Genomic DNA, 16200 nt, shown 5'->3' with positions numbered 1-16200 from the left:
GCAGACAACAACGTGCCCCTCCATGGCCTGACTGTTGCCTCAAAACAGGGCGAAGCCATAAGCTTCGCCGTCAAACTGGACCCGCGATCTCCACTCATCAAGTTAATAAGGTTTGCGAACTAATTTTCACGGCGCAGAAGGGTGAGTGATGTGACAATAATGTCACTCGGCCTTCGCGATAAGAAAACGACCGGCTTGCGCGCATCCAATACGCGCATCAACCCCATCGCCGCAGTTTTTGGATGTTATTTACGAGAGGCAATATGCTTCAGCAGCAATCCAGCGTGGCTGCAAGCCTATCGCACCTGGTCAAGAAGGCGCTTGCATTCCAGAAGATCATAAAGCGTCTCCTGAAGCAAAGCGCGATCTTCCTTGCCGACGCTCGATTTTCCGATGGAAACACCCGGCACGCCGTCGTCCCCGCTGACGAAATTGAAGAAGCGGCGGCTGATCGGCGCCTTGGCGCGGCCGACGATCTGATCTTCCTCGGAATTGGCAGAGGCAACGCGAGGCTCGACGGCGGCAGGCTCCTGCGCAGCGGCGAGCGCTTCCACACTGGCGAGATCGCCATGCCCGACGGCGATGACGAACTTGTTGCCATTGGTCTTCAGGAGCTTCTGGACGCCCTTGATCGTATAGCCGTGATCGTAGAGCAGATGGCGGATGCCATTCAGCAGATCGACATCCTCGGGGCGATAATAGCGCCTGCCGCCGCCCCGCTTCATCGGCTTTATCTGCGGAAACCGAGTTTCCCAGAACCGTAGGACATGCTGCGGCAGATCAAGGTCTTCCGCGACTTCGCTGATCGTGCGGAACGCATCCGGGCTCTTGTCCATCATCATACTCCCACACTGCACATGCGGTGCCGTTGAGCCGGATCACACATAAGCGGATTTCGGCATTCGTATCGCTCGATGATACGACTCACCATATTTCAACGGTTTGGCGGAGGAAATTCAAGTCAGATATTCAGCCGTTACACAAGCTTGCGACAAATCCGCAAACGGATCGCCCTAAAACGACGGCATGACACGGCATCTGGCCGGCCGAAATCGAAATCGCGAGGATGAATCAGGAGGCGGGATTTGCCGGCTTGGTCTTTGCCTTACGGCTCGTATGGGCTTTCAGGATACGGGTCTTCAGAACGTTCGACGCCTTGAAGGTCATGACACGCCGCGGGGAAATCGGCACTTCTTCACCGGTCTTCGGATTGCGGCCGATGCGCTCATTCTTGTCGCGCACCTGGAATGTCGCGAACGAGGAGAGCTTTACCGTTTCTCCACGCACGATGGCGTTGCAAATTTCATCGATCACAGTCTCGACGAGTTCCGCCGACTCCGTTCTGGAGAGACCGACTTTCCGGAATACCGACTCCGCCAGGTCTGCGCGCGTCACTGTCTTGCCCGTCATAGCTCCCCGCCCATTTTGCTGCGTAATCTTCTTCAAGTTTTGCGAGACTATTGCCGTTGCGCCGAGCGGTCAAGCTCTTGTTCGGAACGGCTTTTAGAGATGCGGCGCTACCAGCGCAGCAGGACCGCGCCCCAGGTGAAGCCGCCTCCCATGGCCTCCAGCATCACCAGATCGCCTTTCTTGATCCGTCCGTCACCGGCGGCCACGGCAAGCGCGAGTGGAATGGACGCCGCCGACGTGTTGCCGTGAAGGTCCACGGTGACCACAACCTTCTCGGGAGCAATTCCGAGCTTCTTGGCGGAACCATCGATGATGCGGCGATTGGCCTGATGCGGCACGAGCCAATCGAGATCGTCGGGCGTGGTGCCCGTCGCATCGAATGCGGCCTGGATGACGTCGGTGATCATGCCGACGGCGTGCTTGAAGACTTCGCGACCTGCCATATGGAGAACGCCGACCGTTCCCGTCGTCGACGGGCCGCCATCGACATAGAGCTTGTCCTTGTGCGAACCGTCGGAGCGCAGGCTTGCCGTCAGCACGCCGCGATCGGTATTGGCGCCAGTCCCCTCGCCGGCCTCCAGGATCAGCGCACCGGCACCGTCACCGAAGAGAACGCAGGTCGTGCGGTCGGTCCAATTGAGAATGCGCGAAAATGTCTCGGCGCCGATGACGAGCACGCGCTTGGCAAGCCCGCCGCGAATATAGGCGTCGGCCGTGGTTACGGCATAGACGAAGCCGGTGCAGACGGCCTGGACATCGAAGGCAAAGCCATGATGCATTCCGAGCCGGTTCTGAATATTCACCGCCGTTGCGGGAAAGGTATTATCCGGCGTCGAAGTGGCAACGATAATCAGATCGAGATCATCCGGCGTCATGCCGGCATTGGCAAGGGCAGCACGCGCCGCCTGCTCGCCAAGCGAGGCCGTAGTTTCGCCTTCACCGGCGATATAGCGCTGACGGATGCCGGAGCGCTGGACGATCCAGTCGTCGCTGGTATCGACGACCTGCTCCATCTCGGCATTGGTCATGACGCGTTTGGGGAGCGCTGCCCCAAAACCGCGAACAACTGAACGGATCATTCTGCTTGTACCCCGTCTCTCATGCCGCTTCCGGCCCGATAGGGGGCAGCCGTTTGGCATGATATCTCTTCAAATCGTTTTCGATTTTCTGCGTGAGCCCATTCTTGGCCATATCATAGCCGACATCAACGGCCGCTGCGAAGGCTTCTGCATTGGCTCCGCCATGGCTCTTGATGACGATACCGTTGAGGCCGAGGAATACGCCGCCATTGACCTTGCTGGGATCGAGCTTCTCGCGCAGCAGATCGAAGGCGCCCTTGGCTAATACATAGCCGATACGTGCAAGCAGCGTGCGCGACATCGCGGCGCGCAGATAGGCGCCGATCTGCTTTGCCGTGCCTTCGGCCGCCTTCAGCGCGATATTGCCGGAAAACCCTTCGGTGACGACGACATCGACGGTGCCTTTGCCGATATCGTCGCCTTCGACAAAGCCGTAATATTCAAGCGATTCGAGATTGGCTTCGCGGATCAGGCGCCCGGCGTCCTTGACCTCTTCCTGACCCTTGATTTCCTCGACGCCGACATTCAGCAGGCCAACCGTCGGCCGTTCAATCTCAAAGAGCGCGCGCGCCATGGCGCCGCCCATCAGGGCGAAATCGAGCAATTGCTGGGCATCGGCGCCGATCGTGGCGCCGACATCGAGCACGATGCTTTCGCCGCGCAGCGTCGGCCAGATCGCGGCAATTGCCGGACGTTCGATATTGGCCATGGTGCGGAGGCAGAATTTCGCCATCGCCATCAGCGCGCCGGTGTTTCCGGCGGATACGACGACATCGGCGTCACCCGTCTTTACCGCCTCGATCGAGCGCCACATGCTGGAGACGTAGCGGCCGCGGCGAAGCGCTTGGCTCGGCTTCTCATCCATACTGATGGCAACTTCGCATTCGTGAAAGACCGATTTCTCGCGAAGCTTGGGATATTTGGCGAGGACCGCCTCGCAGCGTTCCTTCTGTCCGTACATCACGAACGTGATATCGGGATGCCTATCCAGCGCCTTGGCCGCGCCGGGAACAACAACCTCAGGGCCGAAGTCGCCACCCATTAGGTCAAGAGAAATTCTGATCACGCGTCCCTAGTCCTTTTTCTCCGCCGCGACGGGCGAATTTGGCGTCAAAATACCGTTTTCTCCCCCGGTGACAACTGAATTGTGCTCGAACGGCACCGGGGCCTATTCCTTTTTCCAATCTTTCAGAACGGCAAAGGGCGAAGGCTTTCTGTCGTCTTCACCGGTATCTTCAATATGCGCTTCGAACTCGACGCCAGGCTTGCGCGGATAAGGATCTATGGCGAGGGCGGCAAATTCCGCAACGGCCGCACCAGCGTCTATCGTATCGCCGGTGAAGGTCTCCGGAAGATCCGGACCATCGGGATCAAGTATCATTTCTCCGGCATCCACAGAAGGCGCGCGCGCCAGTTTGGAATCCTCGGGCACGAAGATGTGCTCGAAGTCCTCATCGATATCAGATTCGACCGGCTCGAGTGTGACAACGCAAGCCTGAACGATCTTTGCCTTCACATTGCCCTTGATGCGCACGCCGTCGCGCTTCCAGCGCGAAATCTTGAGATCGGCTTCGAGCTTGCTGACCGAGAGAACACCCCAAAGGGCTGCGAGGCCAACCAGTTCGCGGTCATCAGCCTCGATGTGCACATCCACCGGATTGGCCGAGATATGCCCTACCTTCACGGGATAGGAAAACGGCGTTTCATCGGAGTCCTGTCTTTTCATTTTTATCTCCTAACCGGCCTGTTGACCGACTTTGTCTGGCACCGGCAGCGTCGCCGAGCCCGTGGCGATCTGATCTTCCGCGACGGTCGCCAGATGCGCTTCCGCGACCAACATCCAATCGGCCAATGCACTCATGGAAGCCGCGGCCTCATTTGCCTTGGGATAGATGTTGCGCTGTAACGCTACGGCGAGCGCGGCGCGATCATCGACATCCATGGCGCTCGCATAGCTTTCGAGGCGTCCATAGAACATGCCGGCCAGCTTCTTCATGCGCTTTGGCACGCTATTGTCGCCTATACCAAGCTCGCGGATCGAATAATCGATATCCTCGAAGAAAGCATCCACAATTTCCTGCGCCAGTTCCTGACCGCTTGTCGCCGACGACCGCGTGCGGCGAAAGAACAGGATCATCATGACAGACAGTAACTCGAAACGCCCCATCACCGTATCCGGCACGTTGTAATCGGTATAAAAAACCGGCTGCCGCGCCATGAAGGTCAAGGTTTCATACTGCCTGACGACGATGATCTGATTGTGATTTCTTTTGCGGAAGAGCCCAAAAATCATGAAAATTCCCGGAATTGGCTCCCTCGGAGCGCCCCGTTTTTGCTTGGCCTTGTTGCATCCACGCAAAAGCTGGTTTACCGAAGCAGGCGCGAATTGCAATGCCGTTTGTGCCCGCTTCGAGGCTCCAGCCCTTACCGTCGTCACGTTGTGCATGATCGGTGACGAAGAGTGCCGAACAACATGATTGTGCCTTTTGCCATCGCGGAAAGGACACAATGATGTGTACAGCAAGGTCATACTGGCCGTCCGGCCATCGGATTGATTCATTAGGGGAGATGAGATGTCGTTGACCAGACGGTATTTCAAGTCTGACATTACTTTCAGCAGCACTGCCGCCATCGCCCTGGTGATTGCGACCATGGGCCTTTCCGGTTGCAAGACCAGCGAGGTCATGAACAACGGCTACATCTTCGATCCGCAGTCGCTGGCGCTTGCGCCGGTCGGTTCGAGCCGCGAGCAGGTTCTGCTTTCGCTCGGTACGCCCTCGACCACAGCGACCTTTGACGGCGAAGTCTTCTATTATATCTCCCAGAAGCGCACGCGTGCCGCCGCCTTCATGAAGCCAAAGCTGGTCGACCAGAACATTCTTGCGATCTATTTCGACAAGGACGGCGTGGTGAAGCAGGAAGCTAACTATACGCTGAAGGACGGCAGGGTCTTCGACATGATCAGCCGCACGACCCCGACTGGCGGCCGCGACATCACCTTCCTGCAGCAGATCCTCCAGGGCAGCGGCAGCGGCGTCAACGGCGCGAGGAACTTCCTCAACAACCTCAACCCGGGCCAGTAAGCCGGGATACCGTTTCTACGAAAAACCCGCGAGGCATGGCGTCTCGCGGGTTTTCTTTTGCATTCCGTTTGCTTAGCCGGCGAGAATGGCGAGCAGAAGCAGAGCCACGATATTCGTGATCTTGATCGCCGGATTGACTGCCGGGCCTGCCGTATCCTTGTAGGGATCACCCACGGTGTCACCCGTGACTGAAGCCTTGTGGGCTTCCGAGCCCTTCATGTGACGCGTGCCGTCCTTGTCGACGAAACCGTCCTCGAAGCTCTTCTTGGCATTGTCCCAAGCACCGCCGCCCGACGTCATCGAAATGGCGACGAAGAGGCCGTTGATGATCACGCCGAGCAAGGAAGCACCGAGAGCGGCAAATGCCGAAGCCTTGGAGCCGGACAGCAGCAGGACACCGAAATAGACGACGACCGGCGCCAGAACCGGCAGCAGCGACGGGATGATCATTTCCCGAATGGCGGCCTTGGTCAGAAGGTCGACGGCACGGCCGTAATCGGGACGCTCGGTGCCCTGCATGATGCCGGGCTTTTCGCGAAACTGCTTGCGAACTTCCTCCACGATCGCCCCGGCGGCACGACCGACGGCGGTCATGGCGATACCGCCGAAGAGATAGGGGATGAGGCCGCCGAACAGCAGACCGGCAACGACGTAAGGATTCGAAAGCTCGAACGAGATCGTGCCGATGTTGGCGAAGTACGGGTATTTGTCACCGTGAGCCGCGAAATATTGCAGGTCGTTCGAATAGGCCGCGAACAGCACGAGCGCACCGAGGCCGGCCGAACCGATGGCATAGCCCTTCGTGACGGCCTTGGTGGTATTGCCGACCGCATCCAGTGCGTCGGTGGATTTGCGTACCTCCGGCGGAAGATGCGACATTTCCGCAATACCGCCGGCATTGTCCGTGACCGGGCCGAAGGCATCGAGAGCGACGATCATGCCGGCAAGACCGAGCATGGCGGTAACCGCGATACCCGTGCCGAACAGGCCTCCGAGCTGGTAGGTGGCGATGATGCCGCCAACGATGACGATCGCCGGCAGTGCCGTCGATTCCAGCGAGACGGCAAGGCCCTGGATGACGTTGGTGCCGTGACCGGTGACCGACGCCTGAGCGATGGAATTGACCGGCCGCTTGTTTGTGCCGGTGTAGTATTCAGTGATCACCACAATCAGGGCTGTGACGATCAGGCCGACGATGCCGCAAGCGAACAGCTTCGTCCCGGTGACGTCGAAGCCGGCCACCGTGCCGACAGAACCCCAGCCGATGGTCAGCGAAGTAGCTGCACCGAGACCGATAATCGACAGGACGCCGGTCGCGATCAGGCCCTTGTAGAGAGCGCCCATGATCGAGCCATTGACACCGAGTTTCACGAAGAAGGTGCCGATGATCGAGGTGATGATGCAGGTGCCACAGATCGCCAATGGATAGATCATGGCAGAACCGAGGATCGGCGTGCCGGCGAAAAAGATAGCGGCCAGAACCATGGTCGCGACGACGGACACCGCATAGGTTTCGAACAGGTCGGCCGCCATACCGGCGCAATCGCCGACATTATCGCCGACGTTGTCGGCGATGGTAGCGGGATTGCGCGGATCGTCTTCGGGAATGCCGGCCTCGACCTTGCCGACGAGGTCGCCGCCGACATCAGCACCCTTGGTGAAGATGCCGCCGCCGAGACGGGCGAAAATCGAGATCAGCGAGGCGCCGAAACCAAGGGCGACGAGCGCATCAATCACGTCGCGCGAACCGGCTTCATGACCGAGGATACCGGTCAGCACGTAGAAGTAGATGGAGACGCCGAGCAAGGCGAGACCTGCAACCAGCATGCCGGTGATGGCACCCGACTTGAAGGCGATATCGAGGCCTGCGGACAGGCTCTGCGACGAGGCTTGCGCAGTGCGGACATTGGCGCGCACGGAGACATGCATGCCGATGAAACCTGCGGCGCCTGAGAGGATTGCGCCGATCAGGAAGCCGAAAGCGGCTTCGGCCGACAAGAGGAGCCAGGCCGCGATGAAAACGATGATCCCGACGATGGCGATGGTTCTATATTGGCGCGCCAGATAGGCTTGCGCTCCTTCACGAATATACCCGGCAATCTCCTGCATGCGGGCATTGCCCTGATCGGCAGCGAGCACCGACCGGGTTGCCCATACGGCGTAAATCACCGAGAGCAGTCCGCATGCGATTACTCCTAAAAGAATCGACATTTCGCTTTTTCCCTCCAAAAAAGCCGGCGGTTCACTCCTCCCCCGGCCGCCTGCAACAACGGTCGGTCCCCTCCTCCAGGAGATCGGCTGATGTGCAGTTGCGAGATTGATGGCGGGAAAACGTCGCGTCAAGACCGTCCGCGGGTAAAACACCCGCAGAAGGTTCAAAAGAATATTCGAAGATGAAATCAGGCGCGAACGAAGGAAACGAAAATGCGTTATGCCGTGATCCGAGCGTCCGGCGCGGTTTTATTTCTTCGCTTCGCCGCGAATCTGCTTGGCGATTCGGTCGAGCACGGCATTCACGAGCTTCGGCTCGTCCTCCTCGAAGAAGGCATGCGCGATCTCTACATATTCGGTGACGATGACCGGGACCGGCACGTCCTTGCGGTCGATAAGCTCGAAGGTGCCGGCGCGCAGGATGGCGCGCACTGTGCTGTCGAGACGCGACAGTGCCCAGTCGTCCTGAAGCGCGGAGCCGATCAGCGGATCAAGTCGCGTCTGCTCACGCACGACACCTGATACGATAGAGCGGAACCAGGATGCATCGGCCTTCAGATAGGTCTCGCCATCCAGCTCCTGCCCCAGGCGGTGCGCCTCGTATTCAGCCACCACCTCCAGAACGCCGGTTCCGCCGATATCCATCTGATAGAGCGCCTGAACCGCCGCTAGACGTGCGGCACCTCGCTGATTGGCGGGCTTGGCCGGTCGCTCGTTATCCTGATTGCTCATGTATTATGCACCCAACTTCTCTTTCAGCGCGATCATGGTCAGCGCCGCACGGGCGGCAAAACCGCCCTTGTCCTTGTCCGAACGGCGCACACGCGCCCATGCCTGCTCATCGTTTTCGACGGTGAGGATACCATTGCCGATCGCGAGGGATTCGCTGACGGCCAGATCCATCAGCGCCCGCGAGGATTCATTGGCAACGATATCGAAATGATATGTCTCGCCACGGATGACCATGCCGAGAGCGACGTAGCCGTCATAAACAACGTTGCCATTGTCGCCCCCATCAAGCGCCATTGCAATCGCTGCCGGGATCTCCAGTGCGCCGGGCACAGTCACGATATCGTAGGTCGCGCCAGCCTCGTCGAGAGCGGCCTTGGCGCCATCGAGCAGGGCATCGGCCATATCGTCATAGAAGCGGGCTTCGACGATAAGGATGTGAGCATTGGAAGAGCTGGTCATACATCACCTGCGATTTGAGAGGGCGCGGCACCTTGTTAGGCCGGGTCAAACCACGGCGGGCCTCGCTTGGCAAGTGTTTTTCAATGGTCTGCGCCGATTCCGACCCTATTTGGAAATGATCGGCGCACCGCGGAAATTGTGGCTTCCGCACACGCAACCGCTTCGATAATAATTTGAAGCCTGCAAGGGGGAGGTTCATGACGAAGAAATCCGCACCCGCCGTCAATGTCGGCGAACTCGAGCTGGAGCACTGGCAGCAAGGCAGCTTCTTTGCCGGCAGCGACACCTCCTTCGGGGCGAAGCTCGGGCTGAAGCAGCTCGGCATCAGCTACAACGAAGTACCTCCGGGCAAATCCGGCTGCCCGTTTCACAATCATCACGTCGAGGAGGAGATGTTCGTCATTCTCGACGGCGAAGGCGAATATCGTTTCGGCGGCCAGCGCATCGCGGTCAGCAAGGGCGATGTACTGGGCGCGCCGGCCGGCGGCCCGGAAACGGCCCATCAGCTGATCAATATCGGCCCCGGCGTGCTCACCTACCTCGCCATTTCCACCAAGGCTCGAACCGAGATCGTGGAATATCCCGATTCCGGCAAGTTCCTGGCCAAAACCTATAGCGACGGCAAGACGGCGTTCCGTGCCATCGGCCGCGCCGCTGCCACCAACCTCGACTACTGGGACGGCGAGCCCGGTGCCTCGAACGACTGACCATCACCAAAACCATTTTCAGCAAAGATTTAATCCGATGACCCATATACCGACACTGACGACCGACCGGCTTCTGCTGCGCGGCCATACGCTTGATGATTTCGACGAATTCCTCGAGCTCTGGAAACACAAGGAGATCGTCCGCTTCATCGGCGGCGAGATGCCGACACGCGAGCAGGTTTGGGCCCGCCTGCTGCGCTATGCCGGCCTATGGCATCATCTCGGCTTCGGCTTCTTTGCTGTGGAGGAACGCCAAAGCGGCCGGTTGATCGGCGAGGTGGGATTCCTCGACCTGCATCGTGACATGACGCCGATGACGGAAGGCACACTGGAAGCCGGCTGGGGCATCACGCCACCGATGCAGGGCAAGGGCTATGCAACAGAGGCCATGAACGCCGCCATTGCCTGGGCGGACAAACAGTTCGCAGGACGGCGCATGACCTGCATCGTAGACGTTGAGAACCTACCGTCGTTGCGGGTTGCCGAAAAGATCGGCTTCCGACGTATCGATGAGCTCATGCTCAAGGACAGATCCAACGCCATCTTCGAACGTTAGCCGTTGCAGGGGTGAACCATCGTGCCGGTTTCGCAGAAAAGGTTTTCTGTCAAACGCTACGAACCAAACGACGCCCGAGCCACGATCGAGATTTTCCTGCGGGCTGTTCGTGAGGTCGCATCGAAAGACTACAGTCCGGAGCAGGTTGCCGCCTGGGCAAAGATCGATGATGCCGAAGTTTGGGCGCAGTATCGGGCAAGCCGGCCGACCTGGCTTGCTGTCGATGGTTCTACACCCATCGGCTTTACCGACCTAAAATCGGATGGCTGCCTGGATATGATGTTCGTTTCGCCGGATTATCAGGGAAAGGGCGTCGCCAGCCTTTTACTAGAGACGGTCGAAAGAGCCGCTCGCGAACAGGGCTTGCAACGGATTTTCACCGAAGCAAGCCTGACCGCCCGCCCCTTCTTCGAGAGCAGAGGCTTTATCGTCCTGACCGCGCAGCAGGTGGAAAAGCGCGGCCAGATATTGTCGAATTTTCGTATGGAAAAGACACTTGCGTAGGCCGGAAAGGCGCCGATCGACGCCTTCTTGCGGCGAGCTTAGGGAACTCAGGATTCGCGGACCGCGGGGAATTCTGCCAGACGAGCGGCGTAGCGTGCCATGGTATCGACTTCGAAATTGACGAAGTCGCCAGCCTTGCGCTCGCCCCAGGTCGTGACCTCCAGGGAATGGCGGATCAGCAGCACGTCGAACTCCGTACCCTCGACGGCATTGACGGTCAGCGAGGTGCCGTCGAGCGCGACCGAACCCTTCGGCGCGACGAACCTGGCAAGATGTTCCGGCGCGCGCAGACGGAAGCGCGTGGCCTCACCCTCTGATGTCACCGACAGGATTTCCGCCTTGCCGTCGATATGGCCGGACACGATGTGGCCGCCGAGTTCGTCGCCGATCTTCAGCGAGCGTTCAAGATTGATCTTGGCGCCAGCTTCCCAGGTGCCGATGGTCGTAAGCCGCAGCGCCTCTTCCCAGGCCTCGACCTCGAACCATCGTCCGTTGCTGCCCTGTTCAGGCAGACCCGTAACCGTCAGGCAGACGCCGGCGTGCGAGATAGATGCGCCCATGTCGATCGTGGCCGGATCGTAATTGGTGGCGACGCGCAGCTTGATGCCTTCCTTCAACGGGGAAATGGATTCGACCGTGCCAACGTCGGTGATGATTCCGGTAAACATCAAAAACCTCTTTCGTATTCGTCGCAGAGATCGTCGCCGAAGCGGCTCTGGCCAACATGAATAAAATCAGCTGGGATATTGGATTTCAGAACCGGCGATTCAATACCACCCTCGCCGATCTCGGCAGGACCTTGAAACAGCAGGATGCGGTCGACCATTCCAGCATCGAGGAAGCGCCGTGCCGTCTTGGCGCCTCCCTCCACCAGCAGCGACGAGATACCACGGGTGCCCAATGCCTCCAGTAGCTCGCCCGGCTCGCTCGAATTGGATTGCAAGACCTCGACGCCGGCGGCATCCAGCGCTGCGCGGCGTCCGAGGAATGCGGCGTCGGTATTCTCGTCAAACGGCGGCGGATGGCCGGCGACCGCGATCACCGGATATTGCCGGGCCGTGCGGACCAGCTTGCTGCCAAGGGGGAGCTGCAGCTCGTCGTCAATGACGATGCGTAGCGGCGTGCGATCCTCCATACCGGGGATCCGACAGGTCAATTCCGGATCATCTGCTATCGCCGTACCTATGCCAACAAGAATGGCATCGCTTTCGGCCCGCAGCATCTGGACCTCAGCGCGTGCGGCATCGCCGGTGATGCAAACCTGGCCCGCGCCCGTCTTGCCGATCATGCCATCGGCGGAAATCGCAAGCTTGAGAGTCACATAGGGCCGGTTTCTCGTCTGGCGCATGAGATAGCCCGCGAGAGATCGCCTGCCTTCCATCTCCAGAACACCGGTATCGACCTCAATGCCGGCCTCGCGCAGCATGGTGATGCCGCGTCCGGAGACGCGCTGGTCGGGATCGGTGACACTGATGACGACGCGTGCCACGCCGTAAGCGATCAGCGCCTCGGCGCATGGCGGCGTCTTGCCGTAGTGCGAGCAAGGCTCAAGCGTCACGTAGGCGGTGGCACCTCTGGCCCCCTCACCTGCCTCGGCCAGCGCCTGAGGCTCGGCATGCGGGCGCCCGCCAAGCGCGGTCACACCGCTGCCGATGATCACGCCATCCTTGACGATAAGGCAGCCGACGGATGGATTGGTGGAAGTCAACCCCAGATGCTGGCGCGACAGACGGATGGCCGCGGCCATGAAATTCTCGTCCTCGGGCCGCAGCGCCATGGTCAAGGGTCCAGCGGATCGCGAGCGATCTTGGCGTTGATTTCGTCAATCACGTGCTCGAAATCCTCCGCATGCGAAAAATCGCGGTAGACGGAGGCGTAGCGCACAAAGGCGACGTCATCGAGGCTCTTCAGCGCTTCCAGCACCTGCAGACCGATCTGCTCGGAGCTGATTTCGGTCTCGCCGGAGCTTTCGAGGCGGCGCACGATGCCCGATACGGCCCGCTCGATCCGGTCCCGATCGACCGGGCGCTTGCGCAGCGCGATCTCGAAAGAGCGCACCAGCTTGTCGCGATCGAACGGCACCTTGCGGCCCGTCTTCTTGATAACCATGAGCTCGCGCAGCTGCACGCGCTCGAAAGTGGTGAAGCGGCCGCCGCAATCCGGACAAATGCGCCGACGGCGGATGGACGTGTTGTCCTCCGCCGGGCGCGAGTCCTTGACCTGGGTGTCTTCTGAGCCGCAGTAAGGGCAGCGCATGCGCTCTCCTTAGCCCATATAGCCGTACATCGGGAAGCGGTCGGTGAGCTTGACCACTTTCTCGCGCACGGCAGCCTCGACGGCAGCATTGCCTTCGTCGGAATTGGCGACCTTCAAGCCATCGAGCACTTCGATGATCAGATTGCCGATTTCACGGAATTCGGCTTCCTTGAAGCCGCGCGTCGTACCGGCCGGCGTGCCGAGGCGAACGCCTGACGTGACGAAGGGCTTCTCGGGGTCGAAGGGAATGCCGTTCTTGTTGCAGGTGACGTAGGCGCGGCCGAGTGCGGCCTCAGCGCGCTTGCCCGTGGCATTCTTCTTGCGCAGATCGACCAGCATGAGGTGGTTGTCCGTGCCGCCGGAGACGACATCGACGCCGCCGGAGATCAGCGTTTCGGCAAGCGCCTTGGCGTTCTTGACGATCTGGGCCGCGTAGTCCTTGAACTCCGGCTGTAGCGCTTCACCGAGCGCAACCGCTTTGGCGGCGATGACATGCATCAGCGGGCCACCCTGGAGGCCGGGGAAGACGGCCGAGTTGAACTTCTTCGCCAGATCCTCGTCGTTGGTGAGGATCATGCCGCCGCGCGGGCCGCGCAGCGACTTGTGCGTGGTCGTGGTGGCAACATGGCAATGCGGGAACGGCGACGGATGCTGGCCGCCGGCAACGAGCCCGGCGATATGAGCCATGTCGACCATCAGATAGGCGCCGACGCTGTCGGCGATCTCGCGGAAGCGCTTCCAGTCCCAGATGCGGGAATAGGCCGTGCCGCCGGCGATGATGAGCTTCGGCTTGGTTTCCTCGGCCTTGCGCTGCACTTCGTCCATATCGAGCAGGTTGTCGCCTTCGCGCACGCCGTAGGATACGACGTTGAACCACTTGCCGGACATGTTGACCGGCGAACCATGCGTCAGGTGACCGCCCGAATTCAGGTCGAGACCCATGAAGGTGTCACCGGGCTGCAAGAGCGCCAGGAACACGGCCTGGTTCATCTGCGAACCGGAATTCGGCTGGACGTTGGCGAAATTGACGCCGAACAGCTTCTTGGCGCGCTCGATGGCAAGCTCCTCGGCGATATCGACATACTGGCAGCCGCCATAATAGCGCTTGCCCGGATATCCCTCGGCATATTTGTTGGTCATGATCGAGCCCTGCGCTTCCAGCACGGCGCGCGAGACGATGTTTTCCGAGGCGATCAATTCGATTTCGTGCCGCTGGCGACCGAGTTCCTTGCCGATCGCACCAAAGATTTCCGGATCGGTATCGGCAAGCGAGCGATTGAAGAAGGGTTCGGTGGACGCGTTGGTCATCGTGAAAGCTCCTGAACGGGCCGGAAGGGCAATGCAAACGGTATTAGCGTCAGGGTCGCCGGAGAGCAATACGACCAGCGACATTTGCTGGGCAAACTACGCAGAGCAGTGCTTCCTAACAAAAAAGCCGCATCGAGGACGCGGCTTTTTAAACGGATTGGCTCCAAGAACGCCGATTATTGAACCGGCTGTTCCATGCCCTGGGTCGTATTGAGCGCCAACTGGGAATTGCCGTCCAGATTATAGATATCGTCGCGGAACTGGACGATACCGTCGCGGGCGCTCCAGGCCGAAATATAGACGAAATAGACAGGCACTTCGGTCGCCAGCTTGATCGGCGTGTTGACGCGGGTGGAAATGACCTGCTCGATGTGCTGACGCGGCCAGCCGGGCGTTTCGGCCAACAGCCAGGTCGCGAGGTCACGCACGTTCTGAACGCGCACGCAGCCCGAGCTGTCGAAACGCATCAGCTTGTTGAACAGGCCCTGCTCGGGCGTGTCGTGCATATATTCGTTGTTCGGATTATAGAAGTTGATCTTCGTGGACGCCATGGCGTTGGTCTTGCCCGGGTCCTGACGGAACATCAGGTCCGGCGCCTTGTCCGAATTCCAGTCGATCGTCTCGGGTGCCACTTCCTGGCCCTTGCCGTCAATAAGACGAATGTTGTTCTTCGTCAGGTAGGTCGGATCCTTGCGCATCAAGGGCACGATGTCCTTGACGACGATGGAGCGCGGCGCCGTCCAGTACGGGTTGAGGATGACCTCGTAGATCTTTGAATTGATGATATGCGTCGGCCGCGATTCCCGGCCGACGATCGCCTGGTGGCGCAGCGCCACCTGACCGTCCTCGACGGCTTCGACACGTGTCGCCGGGATATTGACCATGACGTGACGGCGGCCGAGGTCGGACGGGAACGTCTGGAGGCGGACGAGATTGGTGTTGAGCTGCTGCAGGCGGACATTGGCGGGGATGTTCATCGCCTTCAGCGTGAAATCGCCGAGGACGCCATCTGCCGGCAGTCCGTGACGGGCCTGGAAACGCTTGACCGCACCGTCGACATAGGAGTCGAAGGCAGAAGATATACCAGCCTCACGCGGCAGGTCGCCGGTAATCATCAAATGCTGGCGCAGCGACTGTACGGCCGGATCGGTCGCACCGAGCTGCAGCGCCTGCTGGCTTGTCGGATTGATCTGCGGCCATCCGCCGTTGGCGGCAATGTTCTGATATTGCGCGATCGCCTGCTGAATGTTCGGTACGGAATCTGGCCCGAGGATTGGCGCGTTCGACTGGACGGCGGCAGCGGTGCGCGCCGCAGCCTTGGCGTCGAACTGGTCGTCCCAATTGCCACGGGAGCGATCGTTGATCAACGCCTCAAGCGGAGTTGCGTTTTGCGCAAGGGCCGGAGCGGCCAGTGCGGCAGCGCCAAGAGTTGCAGCCGACCGCAGGAAAGAGCGGCGCGAAAAGGGTCCAATTCCGTTTTTCTTCGACATATCCTAACCGTTCAACGCTGCGATCCAATCATGCGCAGCCAAGAGAGGAAGCAGTAAATAGCGCAAGCTCGCGCCAAGTAACGCCGCTCAGTATCAATCCGTTCCCTTAATGCACCACCAAAAACTTGGCCACGAACTATCACAATATCGCGAAGCCAAGACCTTCAGGTCGGAAGATCGTATTTCGAGAACGCTGCCTGCAGTCGATTTCCGCTGTCATAGCAATATGGCCAATTCGTGTCTCCCGGCATGAAACTTGCTTTGCCGCACGAGTGCGAAAGAAAAGCCAAACTGCTTTTGCTAAAATACCACAGCTGCGCGTGGTTCATAGCGTGTCCTGATCCGGCGTCAATGGCTTAGCCGTCCGGGACGTTACATGGGATGGAAGGTGAAGCGCGGACGTGG

Annotated in this window: 17 protein-coding genes and 1 pseudogene; 4 read left to right on the top strand and 14 right to left on the bottom strand. The window is 59.7% G+C overall.

Annotation, left to right across the window (positions count from 1 at the left end):
• Window positions 1-296: 296 nt before the first annotated feature.
• From RTCIAT899_RS06490 to RTCIAT899_RS34005, 6 genes and pseudogenes are all read right to left on the bottom strand, one after another.
• On the bottom strand, window positions 297-842 hold the full coding sequence (locus tag RTCIAT899_RS06490) for a MerR family transcriptional regulator (protein WP_041677340.1): 546 nt from the start codon (window positions 840-842) through the stop codon (window positions 297-299).
• A gap of 229 nt (window positions 843-1071) precedes the next feature.
• Window positions 1072-1410: an integration host factor subunit alpha gene (locus RTCIAT899_RS06485; protein WP_041677339.1), complete on the bottom strand. Its 339-nt coding sequence runs from the start codon at window positions 1408-1410 to the stop codon at window positions 1072-1074.
• Window positions 1411-1517: 107 nt separating this feature from the next.
• Complete coding sequence (locus tag RTCIAT899_RS06480; RefSeq protein ID WP_041677338.1) at window positions 1518-2489, bottom strand: beta-ketoacyl-ACP synthase III; 972 nt, start codon at window positions 2487-2489, stop codon at window positions 1518-1520.
• Window positions 2490-2508: 19 nt separating this feature from the next.
• The gene (gene plsX, locus RTCIAT899_RS06475) at window positions 2509-3555 is read right to left on the bottom strand and encodes a phosphate acyltransferase PlsX (RefSeq protein WP_015339437.1); all 1047 of its coding nucleotides are present in this window, start codon (window positions 3553-3555) and stop codon (window positions 2509-2511) included.
• 102 nt (window positions 3556-3657) lie between these two features.
• Window positions 3658-4215, bottom strand: a complete 558-nt coding sequence (locus RTCIAT899_RS06470; protein WP_015339436.1) for a YceD family protein — start codon at window positions 4213-4215, stop codon at window positions 3658-3660.
• 9 nt (window positions 4216-4224) lie between these two features.
• A pseudogene (locus RTCIAT899_RS34005) lies at window positions 4225-4840 on the bottom strand (ubiquinol-cytochrome C chaperone family protein).
• Between the two features lie 222 nt (window positions 4841-5062).
• Here RTCIAT899_RS34005 and RTCIAT899_RS06460 point away from each other — a divergent pair.
• Window positions 5063-5572, top strand: a complete 510-nt coding sequence (locus RTCIAT899_RS06460) for an outer membrane protein assembly factor BamE (protein WP_015339434.1) — start codon at window positions 5063-5065, stop codon at window positions 5570-5572.
• 72 nt (window positions 5573-5644) lie between these two features.
• Here RTCIAT899_RS06460 and RTCIAT899_RS06455 read toward each other — a convergent pair whose 3' ends face one another.
• The 3 genes from RTCIAT899_RS06455 to ribH all read right to left on the bottom strand — a co-directional run bounded on the left by RTCIAT899_RS06455 (window position 5645) and on the right by ribH (window position 8974).
• Window positions 5645-7783 (bottom strand): sodium-translocating pyrophosphatase, encoded by a 2139-nt coding sequence (locus tag RTCIAT899_RS06455; protein ID WP_041677333.1) that lies wholly within the window; start codon window positions 7781-7783, stop codon window positions 5645-5647.
• A gap of 249 nt (window positions 7784-8032) precedes the next feature.
• The gene (gene nusB / locus RTCIAT899_RS06450) at window positions 8033-8515 is read right to left on the bottom strand and encodes a transcription antitermination factor NusB (RefSeq protein ID WP_015339432.1); all 483 of its coding nucleotides are present in this window, start codon (window positions 8513-8515) and stop codon (window positions 8033-8035) included.
• Window positions 8516-8518: 3 nt separating this feature from the next.
• On the bottom strand, window positions 8519-8974 hold the full coding sequence (ribH, locus tag RTCIAT899_RS06445) for a 6,7-dimethyl-8-ribityllumazine synthase (RefSeq protein WP_015339431.1): 456 nt from the start codon (window positions 8972-8974) through the stop codon (window positions 8519-8521).
• 197 nt (window positions 8975-9171) lie between these two features.
• Here ribH and RTCIAT899_RS06440 point away from each other — a divergent pair, with 197 nt between their 5' ends.
• The 3 genes from RTCIAT899_RS06440 to RTCIAT899_RS06430 are packed head-to-tail and all read left to right on the top strand — an operon-like array spanning window position 9172 to window position 10741.
• Complete coding sequence (locus RTCIAT899_RS06440) at window positions 9172-9681, top strand: cupin domain-containing protein (protein WP_015339430.1); 510 nt, start codon at window positions 9172-9174, stop codon at window positions 9679-9681.
• Window positions 9682-9718: 37 nt separating this feature from the next.
• On the top strand, window positions 9719-10237 hold the full coding sequence (locus RTCIAT899_RS06435; protein ID WP_015339429.1) for a GNAT family N-acetyltransferase: 519 nt from the start codon (window positions 9719-9721) through the stop codon (window positions 10235-10237).
• Window positions 10238-10258: 21 nt separating this feature from the next.
• Window positions 10259-10741 (top strand): GNAT family N-acetyltransferase, encoded by a 483-nt coding sequence (locus tag RTCIAT899_RS06430; protein WP_015339428.1) that lies wholly within the window; start codon window positions 10259-10261, stop codon window positions 10739-10741.
• A gap of 47 nt (window positions 10742-10788) precedes the next feature.
• Here the strand turns inward: RTCIAT899_RS06430 and RTCIAT899_RS06425 are convergent, their stop codons facing one another.
• From RTCIAT899_RS06425 to RTCIAT899_RS06405, 5 genes are all read right to left on the bottom strand, one after another.
• Complete coding sequence (locus RTCIAT899_RS06425; RefSeq protein ID WP_015339427.1) at window positions 10789-11409, bottom strand: riboflavin synthase; 621 nt, start codon at window positions 11407-11409, stop codon at window positions 10789-10791.
• Window positions 11409-12518, bottom strand: coding sequence for a bifunctional diaminohydroxyphosphoribosylaminopyrimidine deaminase/5-amino-6-(5-phosphoribosylamino)uracil reductase RibD (ribD, locus tag RTCIAT899_RS06420; RefSeq protein WP_041677330.1), 1110 nt, complete (start codon window positions 12516-12518; stop codon window positions 11409-11411). The genes RTCIAT899_RS06425 and ribD overlap by 1 nt, the downstream gene beginning before the upstream one ends.
• A gap of 2 nt (window positions 12519-12520) precedes the next feature.
• Window positions 12521-12997, bottom strand: coding sequence for a transcriptional regulator NrdR (gene nrdR / locus RTCIAT899_RS06415; protein ID WP_015339425.1), 477 nt, complete (start codon window positions 12995-12997; stop codon window positions 12521-12523).
• 9 nt (window positions 12998-13006) lie between these two features.
• Window positions 13007-14305, bottom strand: a complete 1299-nt coding sequence (gene glyA / locus RTCIAT899_RS06410; RefSeq protein ID WP_015339424.1) for a serine hydroxymethyltransferase — start codon at window positions 14303-14305, stop codon at window positions 13007-13009.
• Window positions 14306-14481: 176 nt separating this feature from the next.
• A complete protein-coding gene (locus RTCIAT899_RS06405; RefSeq protein WP_015339423.1) occupies window positions 14482-15795 on the bottom strand; it encodes a L,D-transpeptidase family protein in 1314 nt (437 codons plus the stop codon).
• Between the last annotated feature and the right edge of the window lie 405 nt (window positions 15796-16200).

This window comes from Rhizobium tropici CIAT 899, from assembly GCF_000330885.1.
Classification (GTDB): Bacteria; Pseudomonadota; Alphaproteobacteria; order Rhizobiales; family Rhizobiaceae; genus Rhizobium; species Rhizobium tropici.
The sequence above is the reverse complement of the archived record's forward strand: the minus strand, read 5'-3'. Positions and strand labels throughout refer to the sequence as shown.